Consider the following 21039-nt stretch of genomic DNA (forward strand, 5'->3'; position numbering starts at 1 on the left):
TTGTTGCCGCGAATTCAACGCTTGGTGGGATTCACCAAGCGAGCAAATCCGCAAACTGAAGTGCAGGGCGCGCATGCTTGCGATTCATCCAGATGAAGAAGTTGTGCAGCGCCACCTTGGCCGCCAGACGTGCCTTGAAGCCCTCGATGCAGTGTGGGCGTTCGCGGCCGAGGCGGAAGAAGTTCACCAGACGGTCGTGCACGGTTTCTACGATCTGCCGCAGTCCTGCGGCCCATTGCGCCCAGTCCTTCGGCCAGGCGGACCCGTGCCCCTTCTGCTGCGGTCCTACCGCCAGCGCGCCGTACGCATCTCTCCATTCCCGGCGTCGCCGGGGTCCCGAAAAGCCGCGGTCGACCACATAGTAGCCACCCCCCATGGTCACACCTGCGCTGGGCAGGCGAGCGTCGGCTTTCCGGCGCACCGCGAACAGTGCCGTGGCCATCGGCTGGTCTTTCGTGCTTCCAGGGGCCACGCCGTACCCCGTGATCACTCCCTCGTCGGTTACCGAGCTGAGCAACTGCAGACCCCAGAAGTAACCAATCCGGCTGCAGAGCCCTTTGTTGGCGTACCCGCCCAGCCAGTCTCGACCGCGGCGGCCACACCAGCGGGTTGCCACCCCGCAGCGGTCGATCACCTCGTACCCCGCATCCTCGGGGTTCAGAAGCTGGGCGATGTGCACCGAGAACGCCTCGATCGTGGGGCCGAAGCGAAGCTGGCCCCGCACGAACTCCGCCCGATCCGGAAGATCCGGGAAGAGATGCCGCAGCTTCTGCTTGCCGAAGCTCCAGAAATCCCGCTCACTGCGGAATCGCCAGAGCTGGCCGAAGACAGAGAGCGTGACCACCTCGCTGCGGCTCAGCGAGCGCTTGCGTCCACAATCCCAGATGTTGCGCTCGACGAAGCTGGGTGGCGTTCCCTTGCAGAAGTCATCCACCAAGCAGTACAGTTCGACCACGAAGGTGTCTGTGCACAGCATAGGTTCGCTCCTGTCCTTGCGGGGATAGGTCTTTGCCTTGGCGAACTTTACCGTGCACAGGCACCTTCGTCTATCACTTTGTTTAGATTCCCACCAAGCGTTTCATTCGCCCGGCCTCCCTGGCGCCGAAACCGGCCGCCCCCCGCTACTCCTCGTCCTCGCTGCGGTGGCGCAGGTTGATCCGTAGCGGCACGCCCATGAACCCCCACGCGTCGCGGAAGCCGTTCTGCAGGTAGCGCACGTAGCTCTCCGGGATCCCGTCGGGGTGGTTGCTGAAGATCACGAACGTCGGCGCCGCCACGGCCACCTGCGTGGCGTAGAGCAGCTTCACCGGGTGGTTCATGTACGCCGGCGGCTTGGCGCGCGTGACCAGCGCCCGCATCACCTCGTTCACCTCGTGCGTGGCGACGCGGCGCTGCCGCTGCTCCTGCACGTCCACGATCAGGTCCAGCACGCGGTGCACCCGCTGCCCCGTCTTCGCGCTGGTGAAGAGGATCGGCACCCACTTCAGGAAGGGGGCGCGCTCGCGGATCTCCTTCTCGAACTGCGGCGCCGTCATCGTCTCCTTCTCCACCAGGTCCCACTTGCTGACGACGATGATCAATCCGCACCCCGCGTCCCACGCCTTCTCGGCCACCTTCAGGTCCTGCACCGAGATGGGTCCCAGGGTGGCATCCACCAGCAGCAGGCACACGTCCGCGCGCTCGATCGCCCGCTCGGTGCGGATGGCGCTGTAGAACTCGACCCCCTCCTCGATCTTCGACTGGCGCCGCAGCCCCGCGGTGTCGACGAACACCAGCCGCCGCCCCTTGAACTGCATGGGGGTGTCGATGGCGTCGCGCGTGGTTCCCGCCACGTCGGAGACGACCAGCCGCTCCTCGCCCAGCAGGCGGTTGACGAAGGAGGACTTCCCTACGTTCGGCTTGCCGATCACCGCGACGCGGAGCGCCTCCTCCTCCTCGCCCTCGATCTCGGGGAGGTCGAAGACGATGCGGTCCAGCACGTCGCCGCTCCCCTTGCCGCTGGTCGAGGAGACGGGGAGCGGCTCGCCCAGCCCCATGTCCCAGAAGTCGTGGTGCGCCAGCGCGGTGGGCGAGCCCAGGTTGTCGATCTTGTTGACGACGAGAACCGTCGGCTTGGCCGCACGCCGCAGGTGCTCGGCGATGGCGTAGTCCAGCGGGTGCGGCCCGGCCTTGCCGTCGGTCACCAGCACCAGCACGTCGGCCTCGCCGATGGCGGCCAGCACCTGCTCGCGGATCAGGCGGTCCATGGGCTCGTCGCTCCCCTCCACCATCCCGCCGGTGTCGACCAGGTAGAACTGGCGCCCGTTCCAGTCCGCGCGCGCGAAGTTGCGGTCGCGCGTCACGCCCGGCCGGTCTTCGACGATGGCCAGGCGCTGTCCCAGCACGCGGTTGAAGAAGGTCGACTTCCCCACGTTCGGCCGTCCCACCACGGCCACCACCGGTAGCTTCACGTCTCCGTCCCGCTGAATGTCCTCGAACCGAATCGCTGGAGATTCGGTGCATTTCGTCGAATCGCGTGCTTACGCGGCTATAGATCCTTCGGCCTGCAACCTTCCGTGCAGACGCCGATTACGGTCTGGCCGGCCTCAGGATGACGTCGCTCTGGAGCATCGCCAGGCCGCCGTATTCTCGCACTCTCGCACTCTCGCACTCTCGCACTTCCGCACTCAAACGAACACGAGCGGCTCCGGCACGCCGGGAACCGCTCGCCGGCCGGCCGCGTGGGCCGCGCCGTTCAGCCCACCAGCGACGCGCCGCAGTTGGCGCAGGTCTCCTGGCCGGGCTCGTACACCTCGCCGCAGCTGGGGCAGGCGAAGACCACCTCGCCCTCGGTGTCCATGTACTCGCGGATGAGCTCGAGCGCCTGCTGGTACTCGAAGGTCGGCACCAGCACGCGGGCGATGCTCATCTCGCCGATGTCCATCGGGAAGGAGCGGTCGGTCTGCGCGAACAGGGTGGCGTCGATACCCTCGGCGCGCAGGTTCTCCACCACCAGCTGCGCGTCGAGCTCGTTGTTGTTGGTGTAGACCTGCGCGAACCCCTCGTAGACGGGGACGCTGCGGTGCTCGTCGCAGAGCGCGGCCATGCGCCCCTCGGGCGGGTCGCCGCACACGGCGCGGCCGCAGATCACGCAGCGCGAGTGCGCGGTCTTCGACGGGTCGTCGTCGCACGGCACGCCGCCCTCGCGCAGGGTGCCGCACACGGGGCAGGCGTCGCTCCCGGCGTATTCCGCCTCGCAGCGGGGACAGGCGTAGGTCGCTTCGGAGGTCTCGGTCAACGGATGGGCTCCCGGTCCGCTTTCTCGTCTGATGGAAGTTCGCGCGGGGAAAACGTTCGCCGCGAGCGGGGTTTGCGCAAGATCCATGCGGGGGGAGAACGACAAGTGCGGGAGTGCGGGAGTGCGGGAGTGCGGGAGTGCGGGAGGGCGGGAGTGCGGGAGTGCGTTGGCGCGTCACGAGCGTGGCGATTCACTTGCCTCGCAGGGGATCGAGGTGAAAAAAGAGCCGAGACGCGGTCCGTCTCGGCTCTTCCGGCCTTCGAGCGGCAGTGAGCGCACTCACGCACTCACGCACTCAGTCCCTATGGCGCGATCCGGTACCGGAAGCTGGTGGGCTGGCTGGTGACCTGGATCGGCACCTCGAACGGCGTGTTGGCGCCGCGCACGGGGGCCGCCACCGTCACCGTCCCCGTCCCCACGTCGCCCGCGGGCGAGGTGAGGGTGAACTCCAGCTTGACGGCCGCTCCCGGGCGCGCCGCCGCGCCGGTGACCACGCCCTTCACCGTGACCGTGCCGCCGCTGATGTTCAGCCCCACCTGGTCCACCGTCACCTGCAGCGAGTCGGGGTTCTGCAGGCGGATGGCCGCCATCCGGTGCTGCTGCTCGGACGCGGTGTTGTTCTGCGCCTTGGCCGCGTCGGCCAGCCCCTTGTGCGCCGAGAACAGGATCAGCCACTCGTTGCCGTTCAGCGGATCGATCTGCACCTCCTTCTCGGCCACCGGAAGGAGGTCCTGCCAGCGCTGCAGGCTGTACAGCGCCAGCGAGCGGTAGTACAGGACGTTGCGGTTGTTGGGATCGGCGCGCTGCAGGTCGCGCAGCAGCTGGTCGGCCTCGGCGAACTGCTTGTCGTTGATCTTCTGCCCCGCGTAGGCCAGGACCTCGTCCATCGCCACGTTGCGACGCTCGATGGCGTTGGTGTCGTTAGCCGCGGGCGCCGGCCCCGCCAGCAGGCGGCGGTACAGGGGGATGGCCTGCGCCTGGTTGCCGCGCCGCGAGCTGAAGTACGCCGCGTAGAACGAGGCGTCGGTCAGCGTGCTGTCGAGCGCGCTGGCCGTCTGCCAGAGCGAGATGGCCGCCGTGGTGTCGTGCCGGTCGGCGATGGCCTGGCGCGCGGCCTCCATGGCCTGTCCGCCCAGCTGCTGCCGCTGCGGCGCCACCTCGCTGGCGAACTCGGGGCACAGCTGCAGCGTGCGCGCGTACAGCGAGTCGGCGCGCGCCGGCTGGTTCAGTCCCACCGCCGCGGCCGCCGCCACGTAGTAGTTGAACGGGTTGTTGGGGTCGGTCTGCGCGCCCGCCATGGCCTTGTCGTAGGCCTGCTGGAAGAGCGCGGGCTTCTGGTTGGCGTTGCGCGGCAGGTAGGTCTGGTTGATCACCGCCTGCGCGTCGGCCGCGGCCGACGAGGCGCGCGCGCCGCTGGCGCACGCCACCTGCGGCAGCGACGCGGCGCCCGCGCGGTTGCGCTGCGCGGCCGCGCCGCCACCGGGAAGCACGCTGGCGAGCGTGGCGACGCCCAGGGCCAGCAGGAGCCCGTTCCGGGTGTTCATGAGGGTCGTCCTCCGTGGGGATGTTCGTTCCGCCCGCCCAATCGGTGGGAGCGGGTTTTCCTGCGCTGCGGCGGTCCGGGCTATCCCTCGGCCGCCACGCCCTCCGACAGCATGGCGCGGTACGCCGCCAGCGGGGTGATCCCCAGCCGTCCGGCGGCGCGCACCACGTCCTCGAACTCGGGCTTGGCCCGCTCGCCCCCACCCGGGAGCGACGAGCGCTTCACCCGCACCTCCTCGCCCCGCCACGTCACCGTCTCCATCCGCCGCGGCAGCACCGTCCGCCGCGCCGGCCACCAGCGCACGCCGATCGACGAGCCCGCGTGGAAGAGCGCGCCGGTGACCGCATCCAGCCGCTCCGCCGGCGCCAGCGCCTCGACGCGCACGCCGGGGCGCCCCTTCTTCATCACCTGCGGCGTGGCCGTGCAGTCCAGCGCGCCGGCGGCCAGCACCGCCTCCATCAGCGTGGGCACGTACTCGGGCGGCAGGTCGTCCACGTCGCACTGCACCACGAGCACGCTCTCGTCCCCCACTCCCCGCGGCTCGACGAGGATGAGGCGGAGCACGTTCGGGCGGTCCTGCGGGTCGCGGGTGCCCGCGCCGAAGCCGCTGGCCACGGGCGTGTACGCGGGCGGCGCCGCGCGGCCGCCGGTGAGCGCGGCCAGCAGGGCTGCGCCGGTGGGCGTCGTACACTCGCCCTCGAACGAAGGGTCCGCTACCTCGATGCCGTGCAACAACTTGAGCACCGCGGGCGGGGGCACGGGAAAGTGCCCGTGCTCCATGTCGACCCATCCGCGGCCGAGGGCGACGGGCCGCGTCCAGAACTCCCCCGCGCCCAGCTCCGCGCATCCCGCGACCGCGCTCAGGATATCGACGATGGCGTCGACCGCGCCCACCTCGTGGAAGTGCACGCGCTCCACCGTCGTCCCGTGCACCTCGGCCTCGGCGTGGGCGAGGAGGGTGAACGCGTGCACCGCCCGGTCGCGGACCTCGGGAGCCACGCCGGTGCCCTCGATGATCTTCACCACGTGGTGGAGATGGCGATGGGCGTGCTCGTGCGGCAGCTCCAGCAGCAGGCGCGTGGCGGCGATCCCCTTGCGATTGACGCGCTCGGCGCCCACGCGCACGTCGCCCAGGCTCAGGCCGGCGACGAAGGACTGCAGCCACTCGAGCGGCAGCCCCAGGTCCAGCAGGGCGCCCACCGTCATGTCGCCGCTGATCCCGGCGAAGGGGTCGAAGATCAGTCCGCGCAAGGCTCTCGGTCGGTCCGGGGTTGGGAGTCGCAAACTACCCCGGCCGCGAGTTTCCGTCAAACGTATGGAGACGCGGGGATCTGACGCAGCGGCGCACTTCGCCCCCATGACGGTCGCGCCTCACCACCACAATGCAGAAGGGCAGACCCGGAGGTCCGCCCCACGATAGCCCCGATCAGGGCTTCGGTTGGATATGCAAGCGAGACGATCGGAGCACAGGCGATTCCTCCAGCAGGCGAGCCGACCGTCAAGCGGCAGTCTTCTTCGGTTCAGCAGGCTCCGCTGTGTCGACGAGCCTGTCTCGATGCTGTTCTTGGAGGCGCATGTAGTACTCGACCAGCTTGTATGGATCATGGTCACAGGCAGCCGAGATCTCATGCCGCACGCGCCGAATGCGTTCCAGCGTGGGATCAATCTGATCGGCCATCGTTCCCTCCTAGCAGTTCCAGTGGCGTAGTCAGGGTCGGGACGAACAATCCCAGCATCGTATTCACCCGCCGGATGTGCCCGAACTTATTTGCATTCGCCAGATGAGTGCAGTTCCACGTCAGCAGAAAGTCGCACTTGTTCTGGCTTGCCAATGCCAGGTGTAGCGCATCGCCAGTTGGATCAGCCGGCATAAGCCGGTGCCGCAGGTATGTTGCCACGATCTCGGCGATGGCAGGTTCAACCCGGAGAACCGGCAGACTTTGCATCAGCGCAAGACAATCCGCCTTCTTCTCATACTCGCCCCTGCTTAGCTCATCCAGCACAGCCTCGCTGGTGAACAGCCGGTACCGCCCTTGGGCAACGGCCCACCATTCTCGCGTCCATTCTCGGCGGGCCTGCATGCTCGGCTCCGGACGCGACTCGAAATAGAAGCTCGGTATGGATGTCTCGATGTAAACCGCAGGTGTCGGCATCTTCGAATGCTAATCTGTTCCAAGGAGAATGCAATCGCCCGTCTTCGCTCCACCCTCGTTCGACGGAGAACGGACCAGACTCCGACGTCAATGCCGGAACAGCCGGCGGCCGGTGAAGACCATGGCGATGCCGTGCTCGTCGGCGGCGGCGATCACCTCCTCGTCGCGGACGGAGCCGCCGGGCTGGATGATGGCGCGCACGCCGGCCCCGGCCGCCGCGTCCACCCCGTCGCGGAAGGGGAAGAACGCGTCGGAGGCCAGCGCCGCGCCGGCCAGGTCGAAGCCGTTGTCGCGCGCCTTCATCACCGCGATGCGCGAGCTGTCCACGCGGCTCATCTGCCCCGCGCCGATCCCCAGCGCCGTCCCGCCGCGCGCCAGGAGGATGGCGTTCGACTTGACCGACGCCACCGCGCGCCAGGCGAAGCGCAGGTCGTCCAGCTCCTCCGGCTCGGGCGAGCGCTTCGTCACCACCCGCCACTCGTCTTCGGGAAAGCGCATCGACAGACGCGTCTGGACGACGAAGCCGCCGCGGACGCGCTTGAAATCGAGGTCATCTCCCGCGTCCGACGGCGGGAGGACGATCAGGCGCAGGTTCTTCTTCTCCGTCAGCACCTTCAGCGCGGCCTCGTGGAACGACGGGGCGACAATGGCTTCGACGAAGTTCGGGCGCAGGAGCGCGGCCGCCTCCTCGCCGACCTCGCGGTTGAAGGCGATCACCGAGCCGAAGGCGCTGGTGGGATCCGTCGACAGCGCCTTGCGGTACGCCTCGGCCGGGTCCGCGCCCACGGCGATGCCGCACGGCGTGGTGTGCTTGATGATCGCGCACGCGGCGAGATCCGAGTCGCCCCACGCCGAGACTGCGAAGAGCGCGGCGTCGACGTCGATGAGGTTGTTGAACGACAGCTCCTTGCCGTGCAGCTGCCGCATCGCGGGGAGCCCGCCGGCGGCCGCCTCGTCGCGGTAGAAGGCGGCGCGCTGGTCGGGGTTCTCGCCGTAGCGGAGATCCTGCACCCTGGCCAGGTCGAGGCGGATCGAATCGGCCAGCGCGGGCGCGGAATCGCCCTCCTTCCCCACCCCGCCGAGGTAGCCCGCGATGGCCGCATCGTACGCCGAGGTGTGGGCGTACACCTTCACCGCCAGCTCGCGGCGGAGCGCGCGCCCGTCGTCGTCGTCCGCGTCGAGGCCGGCCAGCACGCGCGGATAGTCGGCCGGGTCGACGACCACCCAGACGCTCTCGTGGTTCTTCGCGGCGGAGCGCAGCATCGACGGCCCGCCGATGTCGATGTTCTCGATCGCCTCGTCGACGGTGACGCCGGGGCGCGCGACCGTTTCGCGGAAGGGGTAGAGGTTGACGGCGACGAGGTCGATGGGCTTGTAGCCGTGGGCCTGCATCTGCTCCACGTCGTCGGCGTGCGCGCGGCGGCCCAGGAGGCCCGCGTGGATGGCGGGATGGAGCGTCTTCACGCGCCCGTCCATCAACTCCGGGTGGCCGGTGACGTCGGCCACGTCCATCACCGGCACGCCGGCGTCCCGAAGCGCGCGCGCGGTGCCGCCGGTGGAAAGGAGCTGCCAGCCGCGCTCCAGCAGCGTCCGCGCGAACTCCACCAGCCCCGTCTTGTCCGATACGCTCAGCAGCGCCCTGGGCATCTTCGATCTATCCTGACGAGAATCGTTGAGATCGATCCTGGAGAGAATCGTTGGGATTCAAGCCATATACGGCGCTTCGGCCGTCCCGCGAGGCCCTCTCCCTGCCGCTTCGCGGCTGTCCCTCCCCCAAAACCGACTGGGGGAGGGACCTGGGCTCGCTTCGCTCGCGGCGACTCGGCGTGTACCTCAGCCACCGCGCGGAATCTCCGCCATCGTGGCGCGGATGGACTGCTCGGGGGGCGACGGGGCCTCGATCAGGTCGAAGCAGAGCGGGCCCACCACCGCATGCGGAGCATCTCCACGCGCGATTGCTTCCACGGCGAGCGGAAAGATGCGGTGCTCTACAGCCAGCACGCGCGCGGCCAGCGCCTCGGGCGTGTCGCCGGGGAGGACGGGGACGGGCCACTGGGCCACGATCCGCCCCTCGTCGTAGCGATCGCTCACCAGGTGCACGGTGGCGCCGGATACGCGCACGCCGGACTCGATCACCGCGCGGTGCACGCGGATTCCGTACATCCCCTTCCCGCCGAAGCCGGGAAGGAGCGCGGGGTGGATGTTGAGCATCCGCCCGTGGTAGCGCTCGACCACCTCCGTCGGCACCAGCTGCAGCCACCCGGCCAGCACGACGATGTCGATCGCGTGCCGCTCCAGCTCGGCCAGCATCTTCGCGGCCAGCGCCTCGGCGCCGATCTCGCGCGCGTCGAGCACCACGAAGGGGACGCCGGAGCGCGCCGCGCGGTCGAGCGCGCCGACGCCTGCGCGGCTGACCACCACGAGCTCCACCCGCGCGGCGGGCGCCGGCGCGGGATTGAAGTGGTCGATCAGCGCCTGCAGGTTCGTCCCCCCGCCGCTGGCGAACACGGCGACGCGCTTGGGCTCGTTCACGGCTCTTCCGGTCCCGGTTTTTTGGAGGCCGGAAAGCTACAGGGGACAGGGGACAGGGGACAGGGGACAGGGGATCTGAGGACTCACGCGGAGACGCGGAGGCGCGGAGGACTTCGATGAGTTCTCCGCGCCTCCGCGTCTCCGCGTGAGAAATACAGTTTCAGGCGAACTGGCTGCCGCCGTAGTTGCCGATGATGAACGGGTTGGAGATGCGCTCGTGGCCCACGGTGGTGTCCGGACCGTGGCCGGTGTGGAGCGTGGTCGCGTCCGGAAGGGTCAGCACCTGCTCGCGGATCGAGCGCATCAGGGTGGCGAAATCGCCGCCGGGAAGGTCGGTGCGGCCGATGGAGCCGGAGAAGATCACGTCGCCCACCATCGCCACCCCGTCGCCCACCAGGATCACGTGGCCGGGCGCGTGGCCGGGCGCGAACCGGATCGCCAGCTCGCACTCGCCGAAGCGCACCGTCTCTCCCGGCACCAGCGGGTGGTCCACCGGCGGGAGCGGGTCCATGCGCACGCCGAACCACTGCGCCTGCAGCGGCGCCGCGCGGTAGAGCTCCGCGTCGTCGGGATGCAGGTGGATCGGCGCGCCCGTCTCCGCCTTCGCCAGCCCCAGCCCCTCCACGTGGTCGACGTGCGCGTGGGTCAGCACGATGCGCTCGATCGTGATCCCCTGCCGCCGGGCCTCGGCCAGCGCCTGCGCGGTGGCCGCGCCGGGATCGACCAGGATCCCCGCGCCGGTGCCCGCGCAGCTCACCAGGTACGTGTTCTCGGCGAACACCCCGCCGGTGAAGCCGCGGACGACGACGTCGCCCCGCATCTCACCCACGCAGCGCCCCCAGCACCTCGTCGGCGCCGTGCGCCCCGGCCGCCGCGAAGGCGATGCGGCCGTCGGGGTCGATCAGGTAGGTGGCGCGCCCCACGCCGCCGTTCTCCTTCAGCACCCCGTACGCGCTGGCGATCTCCGCGTCCTGATCGATGATCAGCGGAAAGTCCAGCATGTACTTGTCGGCGAACTTGCGATGGCTCTCGAACCCGCCCGGGTTCACGCCGAAGCGGCGCACGCCGGCCTCTTCGTACTCCTTCCCCTCGTCGCGCGCGGTGCACATCTGCCGCGTGCAGCCGGGGGTGTCGTCCTTGGGATAGAACATCAGGAGCACGGACTTGCTGCCGCGGAACTGCCCGAGCGAGATGCGCCCGCCGTCGGTGGTCTGCGCCTCGAAGTTGGGCGCCTCGGCGCCGACGGGCAGAAGCTCTTCGGCCATGTGGGTCTCCATAGGAGCTGTGGGTGGGGAGATGTTTCGAATCTCGCACCGCGGGGCCGCCGAGGCAACTGCTCCAGACGCGCGACGCCGCCTCGGGTCAATTCCGGGCGGCGTCAGTGATCTGCTACACGCGAAACTGCTACACGCGGACCTGCACGACGTGGCCGGCGTCCATCAGCGCCTGCACGGCGTCGGCCAGGCGCTCCTCCTTCACCATCACGTAGTCGGTGTCGTAGGTCATCACCGCGAAGAGGGAGATGCCGGCGTTGGCCAGCGGCTGCGCGATGCGCGCGAACACGCCGGTCAGCGCGAAGGCGAGCGGCCCCTTCACGCGGAGCGCGCGCCAGCCGGACTCGCTGAGCACCTCGGGCGGCACCAGGTCGGCGCGGCAGACGATGGACAGCTCGTCGCGGGTGCGGGTGACGCACGCCACCTCACCGGTCCACGCCCACACGGGGACGACCTCGTCGGGCGACAGCTTCGAGACGGCGAAGGTGTCGTCCAGCAGCGTCAGCGTGAGGGACGGCGGCGGCTCGCGCTTCTTCCTTCTCCGGATCATCCTCGTCACCGGTGAGGTGGAGACGAGGGATGATGCGCATCCCGCGAGCCAACTGCAACGATTTGGCGTTTCACACCTCGCCCGGGGAAACGCGTAGGCACGGGTCTCCGATCCCGGCGCTGTCCCCGCCGCGGAGGCCCCCTCCCCCGGCCCCTCCCCCGCTTCGCAGGGGAGGGGAGAACTCAGCGCGTGCACGAACGCTTGCGGGACGAACAGATATCGGGCGTCAGTCGCGCAGCGACTTCGTGCGGTTGTTGCCGTGGATTCATCCGCCCGGCCACCGAGCCCGGCGACACACAATACAGGCGAAGGGGCGCCGGATCGTCTCCGGCGCCCCCTCGATCTTCATCTCCCGATGCGGTTTACGCGCAGCCGCAGCCGCTCTTGCGCAGGCCGGCTTCCTCGAGCGCCTGCTCGGCCCCGGTGGGCGCGCGCCAGCCGCCGGAGAGCTCCAGCATGCGGCGCAGAGACCGCTCGGCGCGGACGCGCACGTCCTCGTCCAGCACGATCTCGTGCTGCTCGTGGTCCAGGCACCACGCCAGCTTGGCCAGCGTGTTCACCTTCATGTTCCCGCAGATCGCCGCGCCGCTCAGCGGGACCAGCGTCTTCTCCGGGAAGCGCGCCTTCAGCCGGTCCACGATTCCGCGCTCGGTGCCGAAGATCACCTCGTCGTTCTGCTCGGCGATGTCGACCATCCTGCTCGTCGAGGCTACGACGTCGGCCTGGGCCAGCAGGTCGGAGCGGGCCTCGGGGTGGATGACGACCAGCGCGCGGGGATGCTTCTTCTTCGCCTGCGCCAGCTCGTCGAGCACCAGGTCGTCGTGCACGTAGCAGTAGCCGTCCCAGGCCACGATGCTGCCGGGCTCCACCTCGCCCGCACCCTCGCGCCCGGCGATCGCGTACGGGCGGCCCGTCTTCTCCGCCGTGTACTTCGCCAGGTTACGGTCGGGGACGAAGAGGATGGTGCGGTCGCGGGAGATCGACTCCACCACCTGCACCGCGTTGGCACTGGTGCAGCAGATGTCGCTCTCCGCCTTGACCTCGGCGGTGGAGTTGACGTACGCGACGACGGCTGCGCCGGGGTAGCGCGCCTTCAGCCGCCGCAGCGCGTCGCCGGTGACAAAGTCGGCCATCGGGCAGCCGGCGCGCAGGTCGGGCATCAGCACGGTCTTGTCCGGCGACAGGATCTTCGCCGTCTCGGCCATGAAGTGCACGCCGCAGAACACGATCACGTCGGCGTCGGTCTGCGCCGCCTCCTGCGACAGCCCCAGCGAGTCGCCCAGGTAGTCGCTGACCTCCTGGATCTCCACGCGCTGGTAGTTGTGCCCCAGGATCACCGCGTTCAACTCGCGCTTGCGCGCGGCGATGCGCTCCGCCAGCTCCTCTCGGGGGAGAGCGGCGTACTCCAGCGGCGAACCGGGCTTCTGCGCGATCTGGATCATATTCCTCACCTCCAGAGGGAGGCTCGAGTGCACGTTCGTCGGGCGCCGAGCGTCCTCGCATCCGCGAAATCACAGGCGAGTAACATTCTCGACTTGAGAAAGATCGCGGCACAGGTGTTTTCGCGCAAGAGGCCGTGTGGTCGGATGCTTGGACCAGCTCTCCTCACGGGCGGGTAAACCCGCGGCTGGAACAATGGAAAGCCTCGCAAACTGCGCGAGGCTTCAACTGCATGCGGGGATGTGGCGGCGCGAGTGATTGCGGATAGCGCGAAGGGCAGACTCCGCAGCCTGCGCAGCAGGCTTCCCAATGTTCCAGCCGCGGGTTTACCCGCCCGTCTGACAGCGGCCTACCCTGCCGCCACCACGCCCGTCTCCGCCGCCACGTCGACCGCGCCGGCGAGGACGACGCGGTCCTTGCCGCTGTGCTTGGCCTCGTACAGCGCCTGGTCGGCCAGGCGCACCAGCTCGTCGCGGTCGCGCTCCAGGTCGGCGGGGCCCACCACGTAGAGGCCGGCGCTCACCGTCACCCGCGCGCCGCCCTCGCCCGCCGGCGCCACCGCCTCGCGGATGCGCTGGCCGAGGGCGCGGGCGCCGTCCGCGTCCGTCTCGGGCAGCAGCACGGCGAACTCCTCGCCGCCGTAGCGCGCGATCACGTCGATGGCGCGGCCCAGCGCGGCCAGCGCGGCGCTTGCCCGGCGCAGCACGCGGTCGCCGGCGGCGTGGCCGTGCGTGTCGTTGATGCGCTTGAAGTCGTCCACGTCCGCCAATCCCAGCACGAACGGCCGGTAGTGGCGCCGCGCGCGCTCCAGCTCCAGCGCCAGCCGCTCCTCGAACACGCGGCGGTGCGGCAGGCCGGTGAGGTGGTCGCGCGTGGCCAGGCCGAACAGCCGCGCGTTCTCCAGCATCGCCGACACCTCCTGCGCCAGCACCTCCATCCGCTCGAAGTCGTCGCGGTCGAACTCCGTCCCGCTGCGCACCTCGCCCAGCGCGAGGACGCCGGTCAGCTCGCCGCGGAACTCCATGGGGATCAGCCAGCGCGCGCCCAGCAGCTCCAGCGTGCGACGCACCTCCGCCGGCTCGCCGGCCGCCCGCGCGCGGGGATGGCGCGCGCCCTCGGGCCAGATCACCCCCAGGTCGCGGCCGCGCACCACGCCCTCGCGCGCGGCGGCGTCCGCATCGTCTCCCACCACGGCGTGCACGCGGTAGAAGCGGCGCTGCTCGTCGGCCAGCAGCAGCGCGGCCGAGCGCACGCCCAGCTCGTCGCTCATCCGCCGCACCAGGTGCTCGGCCGTCTGGTCCAGCCCCGTGATCTCCGCCAGCTCGGGGATGATCGTGCGCTGCAGCCTGGCCAGCGCCAGCTTCTCGCGGAAGAAGAAGACGTCGAAGCCGTGGCCGATCCGGCGCGCCAGCGGCTGGAAGGCCACGCCGATCCCCACCAGCAGCAGCGCGCCGCCCCACAGCCCGGGCTGGATCCCCAGCACCTCCTGCGCGCCCGCGCCCACCACGATCACGCTGAACCACGTCACCGCCGCAAGGACGCCGACGGTGAGGCCGAAGGTTACGCCCTTCTTCGCCAATCTCCCCAGACCGAACAGCTGGAAGCCGGCGATGGCGACGAAGAAGCCGAGCGCCACGATCAGGATCGTCGCCGGCGACAGCAGCCCCAGGAAGCGCTCCACGTCCGGCGGCAGGCGCCAGAAGAGCTTGCGCGCCATGCGGAAGGTCCACGGGACGAACGCCGCCATCACCACCGCGGCCTGGCGCCTTCCTTCCGGGCTGCGGTCCGTACGCGCCGCGTGCTGCAGCAGGGCGATGCAGGTGGCGCCGGCGATCAGGTTCCCCGCGTAGTTCAGCCGGCCGTCGTAGCGCAGCACCTCGTCCAGCGTCCACCGCCAGGGCAGGAAGGGGGTGATGGCGTTCGCGTAGGGGATGAACGACATCAGCCCGAGCGCGATCCCCACCCCGTACGCGGCGGGGATGAGCCACGGGCGGCGCTCGACCCACGGATGCGGACGGGGGATGAGCGCGGCCAGGTGGATGAAGACGCCCACGGGAAGCGCGTAGACCAGCGACGTGGCCAGGATCAGCGGATACAGCGCCGCCACGGGCCGCATCGTCAGCTCCGGCAGCGGCCAGACGATGGTGAGCGCGATGGAGAGGCCGGCGACCACGAACATCGCCACCTGCGGGCTCTCCGGGCGGCGGCGCACGGCGACCAGCGACAGCGCGGCGTAGATGACGATGACGGCGGTGAACATCCCCCAGCTCGCGTCGACCGGGTCGGGGCCGGTGACGGTCTGGTACGCCCACGCGGTCAGCATCAGCGCGTAGGTGAGCGCGGCGAGCGGGAACAGGCGCCGGTGCGCGGGCGCCGTCCGGGAGAGGGCCGGATCGCGGGTCGACACGGGGTCGCGGAGGACTGCGGGAAAGCGGGGTCGCGCCGGGACTCCGGCGCGGAGGTAAGCGCGTGAATCGTAACGCCTTCCGCCCTCTCCCGCAACCGGCCGGCGACCCTGTCGTGTGAAGCGAAATCCAATGTCTGTCTAGCATCGGCAGCGGCGCGGTACGTCCGTTGCGTTCGTCCGGCGCGCAGATCGGCGCGGTGGCGCCGATCGGCTCGTCGCGCCGACACGAGGCCGGATGCGCATCCTGCTCCCGTCGCCATCCCGATCTTCCCTGGATTCTCACGCGGAGACGCGGAGACGCGGAGGCGTCCGCATCTCCCTGCTCCTGCTCGTCCTGGCGATCGCGGCCTGCGGCGGGGGGTCGCCGGAGACGCGGGCGCGCGAGGCGGTGGAGTCCACGCGCTCATGGACGGCCACCATGCGGCTGGCGGGGGAGATGTGGCTGGCGGGGAAGGCGCCCACCGTCTACGCGGAGGACACCTTCCGCAAGGCGGGGGAGACGCTGGGGACGGAGTTCGAGGCGCTGCGCAGGGAGGGCGTTCCCGCGCCGCTGCGCGCGGAGCTGGGGCGGCTGCGCGCGCCGGCGGACGCGGCACGGCGGCTGGCGGACGCGGTGGCGCGGGGGGACCGCACCGCGGTGCGGCAGGAGCTGGGCGGGCTGGCGGTGAAGGACGCGGGGCTGGAGGCGCTCGCGCGGCGCCTCCCGGGCGCGGGGAAGTAGGCCGTGGCACTCAAGCCCAGGCAGCTGGTCGAGGTCGCCCTCGGCGTGCTGACCAGCATCGGCGGCTACCTGGACGTCGGCGCCATCGCCACCTCGTCGCAGGCGGGCGCGGAGTTCGGCTTCCGCCACCTGTGGGTGATCGCGCTGGGCACGCTGGCCGTTGTCTTCCTGGTGGAGATGTCGGGGCGCTTCGCCGCGGTCAGCAAGCACACCATCCGCGAGGGGATGCGCGAGCGGCTGGGCTTCAACTTCTTCGTCACCACCTGCGGCGCCGAGCTGGTGGTGGACGTGCTGGTGCTGGCTTCGGAGATCGGGGGGATCTGCCTGGCGCTGCAGCTGGTGACCGGCGTCCCCTTCCGCTGGTGGGCGCTGCCGGTGGGGCTGTTCGCCTGGCTGCTGCTGTGGCGGGGCACCTTCGGCGTGCTGGAGAAGGGCGTGGCCCTGCTGGGGCTGGTGACCATCGCCTTCGTGTTCGGCGCGGTGCGGCTACATCCCGAGGCGGGCGAGGTGGCGCGCGGCTTCATCCCCGGCGGCGCGGGCGGCGGCGACTCGGCGCACTACTGGTTCATCGCCGTCTCCATCCTGGGCGCGCTCATCTCGCCCTACCTCTTCTACTTCTACTCCGCCGGCGCGGTGGAGGACGGGTGGGGGCTGGACCACATCGCCACCAACCGCATGGTGGCGGGGGTGGGGATGACGTTCGGGAGCGTGGTCGCCTGCAGCGTGCTGATCGTGTCGGCGATGGTGTTCCTGCCGCGCGGCATCAAGGTGGACGACTACGAGCAGGTGGCGCTGGGGCTGACCTCGGCGCTCGGCGGGAGCTGGGGATTCTACCTCTTCGCCGCGTCGCTGGGGATCGCCTGCCTGGGCGCGGCGCTGGAGGTGGCGCTGGCCGTCTCGTACGTGCTGGCGCAGGGGCTCGGCTGGGTGTGGGGGGAGAACAAGAAGCCGCACCAGGCGTCGCGCTTCTCGGTGACGTACACGATCGCCATCGTGCTCGGCGTGGTGCCGATGATGCTGGGGATCGACCCGCTGCGGCTGACGGTGTTCAGCATGGCGCTGACGGCGGTGTTCCTGCCGCTGGCCATCATGCCGTTCCTGGTGCTGATGAACGACAAGCGCTACCTCGGCGACCACCGCAACGGGCGCCTGTCGAACTTCGTGGTGATGGCCGCGGTGATGATCGCCTTCGTGCTCGCGCTGGTGACGATCCCCCTGCAGGTGATGGGGGGATGATGAGGATGCCGGTGCGTGTTCCCGGCGCCGGCGCGAGGCCGCCGCGGAGGCCCCCCTCCCCCGCTTCGCGGACCCTCCCCCCAAAACCGACTGGGGGGAGGGTGAAGGGGACGCACACGAACCGTCTCCCCACGCTGAGGTCTCCCCCTCCCCCAGTCGGTTTTGGGGGAGGGGGCCGGGGGGAGAGGGCCGCGCCGATCCAGGAGTGACGAGCGATGATCGACGAAGGGCGGCAGTACGAGCTCGTTGGCGATTTGCTGGACCAGCAGATCGTCGATTCCATCTGGCGGCCCATGGGGATGGTGGACGGGATCGTGCTCGACCTGTCCGGAGACGGGCCGCCCCGCGTCAGCCACCTCGAGGTCGGCGGCGTCACGCTCGCGCGGCGGCTGCACAACCCGCTCGGCCGCTGGCTGGCCGCCATTGTCCGCCGCTGGGGAGGCACGCGCGGCGAGCCCTTCCGCATCCCCATCGGCAGGGTGAAGGCGATCGAGCTGGACGTGGAGGTCGACATCGACGCCGACACCACGCCGGCGTACTACTGGGAGCACCGGCTGGGCAGGGTGGTGCGGAGGCTCCCCGGCTCATGAGCGCGCGGGAAGCCCACGTCGAGCTGCTGCTGGGGCGCATGGTGTACGACGCCGCCGGCAGGAAGCTCGGCCGCATCGAGGAGATCCGCGCCGTGGCGCACGGCGGCGAGCTGTACGTGAGCCAGTACCTGGTCGATCGCTACGGCGTGACGTCGCGGCTGACGTCGGCCACGCTGGTGCCGCGGCTGGTGCACCTGCTGGGCGTCGGCCACCGGCGCAGCGGCTACGTCGTCCCGTGGACGTGGATGGACCTCTCCGACCCCGAGCGCCCGCGCACCACGCGGCCCAAGGAAGAGCTCCCCGGCATCGACGACGAGGAGCCGCCCTACCAGGCCGTCGAGGACTGATCCCGTTCGTGTGATCGAGTCTGAGAACTGAATGAATCACACGGAGGGAACGGAGGAAACGGAGGAACTCATCGCGGTCCTCCGTTTCCTCCGTTCCCTCCGTGTGAGACTCTTTTGGTCATCCGTCCGAACGCACCGCGATCCGCCCGTCACCGCCGCCTGAGGCGCGACAGCGCGAGGTCGGCCGCGCCGAGGGCGGGCGCGTCGTCGCGGAGGGTGGCCTGGACGATGTCGACCTTCTCGCGCGCGGCGGGGAGCGCGCGGTCGCGGACGGCGGCGGCCGCGCGCTCGCGCAGCTCGGGGAAGCCGTCCAGCACGCCGCCGCCCAGGATCACCCGCCGCGGGTTCAGCCCGTTCACCAGCCCGACGAGCGCCGCGCCCAGCACCTCCGCCGTATCGTCGATCAGCGTCTGTGCCAGCGCGTCCCCCGCCCGCAGCGCGGCGGCCACCGACTCGCCGGTGATGGCGTCGGCGCCGCCGGCGGCGCGGATCAGCGCCGCGCCCGCGCTGTGGTGCGCGAGCGCGGCCTCGCGCGCCCGCTCCTCGATCGCCCAGCCGCCGCAGTAGGCCTCCAGGCACCCGCGGTTGCCGCAGCGGCACTGCCGTCCCCCCGCGATCACGGTCAGGTGGCCGAACTCCCCCGCCACGCCGCCGGACCCCTCCAGCAGCCGCCCGCCGATCACCGCGCCGCCGCCCACGCCGGTGCCCAGGAAGAGCACCAGCAGGTCGCGCACGCCGCGGCCGCCGCCCAGCCGCCACTCCGCCCACGTCGCCGACCGCACGTCGTTGGCGACCAGGACGGGAAGATCGAACGCCTTCCGCGCCAGGCCGCGCACGTCCACGCCGTGCCAGCCCAGGTTGGGCGCGCCGATCAGCACGCCGCGCGGGCTCACCTGCCCGGCGACGGAGATGCCGATCGTCGCCACGCCCCGCATCCCGGCGCCGAACTCGGACCGCGCCGCCTGGGCCGCGCGCGCGAGCACCGTCTCCGCGCCGTTCTCCGGCTCGGTGGGGATGCGGTGCTCGGCCACCTTCCGCCCGCCGCGGCCGGCGAGGATGATCTCCGTCTTCGTCCCCCCGACGTCCACCCCCACCGCCAGCCGGCCGTCGTCCTTCATCCCCATCCCCCGTCCCCGGTGAGCCCGCGCGTGCCTTGCGCCGAAGATGCCGCGCATCCCGAGGACCGGCAACCGTCCGCGCGTTAACCCGCTGCGCCGCGCGGGCGTCTCCAACGAGAGACGCGCCCGCCGGCGGGATGCGGCGGGTTCGCAGATTGCGGATGGTGATCGACATGGCCCGACCCGACCGACCCCGGCCCCTGCGGCTGTCGCCGCGCCAGCGCCTGGCCGCCGTGCTGACCCCGGCGCTGCTGGTGCTGGCCTTCGACGCGGCCAGCTTCTGGGGCTCGCAGCGCGAGCGCGCCAGCCGCCTGGACGTGGACCGGAGCCACCGCACCATCGAGACGCTGCAGCGCGTGCTGATCTCCTCCTCCGAGGCCGAGGCCGCCGAGCAGCGCTTCCTGGCCACGGGCGATCCCCGCACGCTGGCCCCGTTCGCCCGCGCCGAGGCCGACCTCCCCGCCCACCTGGACCGCCTGCGCGCGCTGAAGGAGGGCGACGCTCAGTCTTCGATCGCGCTGGCCGACACGCTGGAGCGGCTGATCGGGAGGGAGATGGCGGAGATGCGCGCGAGCATCACCGTGGCGCGGGGCGGCGACCGCGCGGCGGCCGTCCGGCGCTCGGAATCGGGCGGCGCCGTGGCCGCCGCGGGCGAGGTGGAGCGGGTGGCGGCCGCGCTGCAGCGCGACGAGGAAGCGGAGCTGCGGGAGCGCAACCTGCACGAGGAAGGCGTCACCGAGCGTCTGATCGCGCTCGTCGTGCTCGGCGCGCTGGCGACGGCGGCGGTGTCGCTGGCGGTCAACTGGCTGCTGGGGCGCTACGGCGCCAGCCAGGAGGCGTTCGCGGGAGAGATGGCCAGCCTGAACCGGCAGCTGGCCGAGCAGTCCGCCTCGCTGCAGCAGCTGACCGCCGAGCTGCAGGAGCGCACCGACGCGGCCGAAGAGGCAAACCGCGCCAAGTCGCGCTTCCTGGCGGGGATGTCGCACGACCTGCGCACGCCGTTGAACGCCATCTCCGGCTACGTGGAGCTGCTGGAGATGGGCGTGCGCGGCCCCGTGTCCGAGGCGCAGAAGGCCGACCTGCAGCGCATCCGCGACAGCAGCCGCCACCTGCTGTCGCTGATCGAGTCGATCCTCTCCTTCGCCCGCACCGAGTCGGGGAAGCTGGAGGTGCGGCCGGAGCCCGTTCCCGCGGCGGCGCTGGTGCGGCAGGCCGAGTCGTCGTTCCTCCCCCAGGCCGCGCAGAAGCAGCTGCGCTACTCGTCCGACGGGGCGGATGGGGTGTGGGTGATGGCGGACCCGGAGAAGACCGAGCGCGTGCTGCTGAACCTGATCGGCAACGCCATCAAGTTCACCCCCGCGGGCGGCGAGGTGGCGGTGCGGTGCGTGGACGAGGGCGAGCGCGTGGCCATCCACGTGCGCGACACCGGCCGCGGCATCCCGCCGGAGCAGGTGCCGCTCATCTTCCAGCCCTTCGTGCAGGTGGACCGCGAGCAGGTCCCCCAGCACCAGCGCGGGGTCGGGCTCGGCCTGGCCATCAGCCGCGAGCTGGCCGTCGCGATGGGCGGCGAGCTGACGGTGGAGAGCGAGCCCGGCCGCGGGTCGACCTTCACCCTCCATCTCCCCCGCGCGCCCGATCCGCGCCCCCGCGCCGACGCCGCCACGCACGCGGGAGAGTCGAAGCCCGTGTGATCCACCGGTCCCCCTAAAGGATTCTCATGCGGAGGCGCGGAGACGCGGAGTGAATCGTTTCCTCCGCGTCTCCGCGTCTCCGCGTGAGATCATTGGGATCAGGAGATGCGAAGAGTGGTGAACATGTGACGGACCTTGAACCTGTGGCGGGATGGATGCA

At 70.7% G+C, this 21039-nt stretch carries 20 protein-coding genes; 5 read left to right on the forward strand and 15 right to left on the reverse strand.

Going from position 1 to position 21039, the window contains the following annotated elements:
* Positions 1 to 31: 31 nt before the first annotated feature.
* From VF092_27560 to VF092_27625, 14 genes are all read right to left on the reverse strand, one after another.
* The gene (locus VF092_27560; GenBank protein HEX6751078.1) at positions 32 to 976 is read right to left on the reverse strand and encodes a hypothetical protein; all 945 of its coding nucleotides are present in this window, start codon (positions 974 to 976) and stop codon (positions 32 to 34) included.
* A gap of 145 nt (positions 977 to 1121) precedes the next feature.
* Positions 1122 to 2450 (reverse strand): ribosome biogenesis GTPase Der, encoded by a 1329-nt coding sequence (der, locus tag VF092_27565; protein ID HEX6751079.1) that lies wholly within the window; start codon positions 2448 to 2450, stop codon positions 1122 to 1124.
* Positions 2451 to 2734: 284 nt separating this feature from the next.
* Positions 2735 to 3277, reverse strand: coding sequence for a hypothetical protein (locus tag VF092_27570; GenBank protein ID HEX6751080.1), 543 nt, complete (start codon positions 3275 to 3277; stop codon positions 2735 to 2737).
* A 302-nt stretch (positions 3278 to 3579) separates the two neighbouring features.
* Positions 3580 to 4821, reverse strand: coding sequence for a hypothetical protein (locus VF092_27575; protein ID HEX6751081.1), 1242 nt, complete (start codon positions 4819 to 4821; stop codon positions 3580 to 3582).
* A gap of 80 nt (positions 4822 to 4901) precedes the next feature.
* Positions 4902 to 6071 carry a nickel pincer cofactor biosynthesis protein LarC gene (gene larC / locus VF092_27580; GenBank protein HEX6751082.1) on the reverse strand — a complete coding sequence of 390 codons (1170 nt, stop codon included), beginning with the start codon at positions 6069 to 6071 and terminating at the stop codon, positions 4902 to 4904.
* 247 nt (positions 6072 to 6318) lie between these two features.
* Entirely contained in the window at positions 6319 to 6498 is a 180-nt protein-coding gene (locus tag VF092_27585) for a hypothetical protein (protein ID HEX6751083.1), read from the reverse strand.
* A complete protein-coding gene (locus tag VF092_27590) occupies positions 6482 to 6973 on the reverse strand; it encodes a type II toxin-antitoxin system VapC family toxin (GenBank protein ID HEX6751084.1) in 492 nt (163 codons plus the stop codon). The genes VF092_27585 and VF092_27590 overlap by 17 nt, the downstream gene beginning before the upstream one ends.
* A gap of 87 nt (positions 6974 to 7060) precedes the next feature.
* Positions 7061 to 8620: a bifunctional phosphoribosylaminoimidazolecarboxamide formyltransferase/IMP cyclohydrolase gene (gene purH, locus VF092_27595; protein ID HEX6751085.1), complete on the reverse strand. Its 1560-nt coding sequence runs from the start codon at positions 8618 to 8620 to the stop codon at positions 7061 to 7063.
* A gap of 186 nt (positions 8621 to 8806) precedes the next feature.
* The gene (purN, locus tag VF092_27600; GenBank protein HEX6751086.1) at positions 8807 to 9505 is read right to left on the reverse strand and encodes a phosphoribosylglycinamide formyltransferase; all 699 of its coding nucleotides are present in this window, start codon (positions 9503 to 9505) and stop codon (positions 8807 to 8809) included.
* A gap of 160 nt (positions 9506 to 9665) precedes the next feature.
* Positions 9666 to 10325 (reverse strand): MBL fold metallo-hydrolase, encoded by a 660-nt coding sequence (locus tag VF092_27605; protein HEX6751087.1) that lies wholly within the window; start codon positions 10323 to 10325, stop codon positions 9666 to 9668.
* A 1-nt stretch (position 10326) separates the two neighbouring features.
* The gene (locus VF092_27610) at positions 10327 to 10770 is read right to left on the reverse strand and encodes a peroxiredoxin (protein ID HEX6751088.1); all 444 of its coding nucleotides are present in this window, start codon (positions 10768 to 10770) and stop codon (positions 10327 to 10329) included.
* 139 nt (positions 10771 to 10909) lie between these two features.
* Positions 10910 to 11329 (reverse strand): ACT domain-containing protein, encoded by a 420-nt coding sequence (locus VF092_27615; GenBank protein ID HEX6751089.1) that lies wholly within the window; start codon positions 11327 to 11329, stop codon positions 10910 to 10912.
* Between the two features lie 362 nt (positions 11330 to 11691).
* Positions 11692 to 12771, reverse strand: a complete 1080-nt coding sequence (gene nadA, locus VF092_27620) for a quinolinate synthase NadA (GenBank protein ID HEX6751090.1) — start codon at positions 12769 to 12771, stop codon at positions 11692 to 11694.
* Positions 12772 to 13118: 347 nt separating this feature from the next.
* A complete protein-coding gene (locus VF092_27625; protein HEX6751091.1) occupies positions 13119 to 15176 on the reverse strand; it encodes a sensor domain-containing diguanylate cyclase in 2058 nt (685 codons plus the stop codon).
* 235 nt (positions 15177 to 15411) lie between these two features.
* Here VF092_27625 and VF092_27630 point away from each other — a divergent pair, with 235 nt between their 5' ends.
* The 4 genes from VF092_27630 (at position 15412) to VF092_27645 (ending at position 18070) form a co-directional block, all read left to right on the forward strand.
* Complete coding sequence (locus VF092_27630) at positions 15412 to 15897, forward strand: hypothetical protein (GenBank protein ID HEX6751092.1); 486 nt, start codon at positions 15412 to 15414, stop codon at positions 15895 to 15897.
* 3 nt (positions 15898 to 15900) lie between these two features.
* Complete coding sequence (locus tag VF092_27635) at positions 15901 to 17133, forward strand: divalent metal cation transporter (protein HEX6751093.1); 1233 nt, start codon at positions 15901 to 15903, stop codon at positions 17131 to 17133.
* 215 nt (positions 17134 to 17348) lie between these two features.
* A complete protein-coding gene (locus VF092_27640) occupies positions 17349 to 17723 on the forward strand; it encodes a hypothetical protein (GenBank protein HEX6751094.1) in 375 nt (124 codons plus the stop codon).
* A complete protein-coding gene (locus VF092_27645; GenBank protein ID HEX6751095.1) occupies positions 17720 to 18070 on the forward strand; it encodes a hypothetical protein in 351 nt (116 codons plus the stop codon). Before VF092_27640 ends, VF092_27645 begins: the two co-directional genes overlap by 4 nt.
* 149 nt (positions 18071 to 18219) lie before the next feature.
* Here the strand turns inward: VF092_27645 and VF092_27650 are convergent, their stop codons facing one another.
* Positions 18220 to 19188: an ROK family protein gene (locus VF092_27650; protein ID HEX6751096.1), complete on the reverse strand. Its 969-nt coding sequence runs from the start codon at positions 19186 to 19188 to the stop codon at positions 18220 to 18222.
* A 173-nt stretch (positions 19189 to 19361) separates the two neighbouring features.
* On the opposite strand from VF092_27650, the gene VF092_27655 reads away from it, so the two are divergent.
* A complete protein-coding gene (locus VF092_27655) occupies positions 19362 to 20879 on the forward strand; it encodes an ATP-binding protein (GenBank protein HEX6751097.1) in 1518 nt (505 codons plus the stop codon).
* Positions 20880 to 21039 lie beyond the last annotated feature (160 nt).

It is taken from the genome of Longimicrobium sp. (assembly GCA_036377595.1).
GTDB lineage: Bacteria > Gemmatimonadota > Gemmatimonadetes > Longimicrobiales > Longimicrobiaceae > Longimicrobium.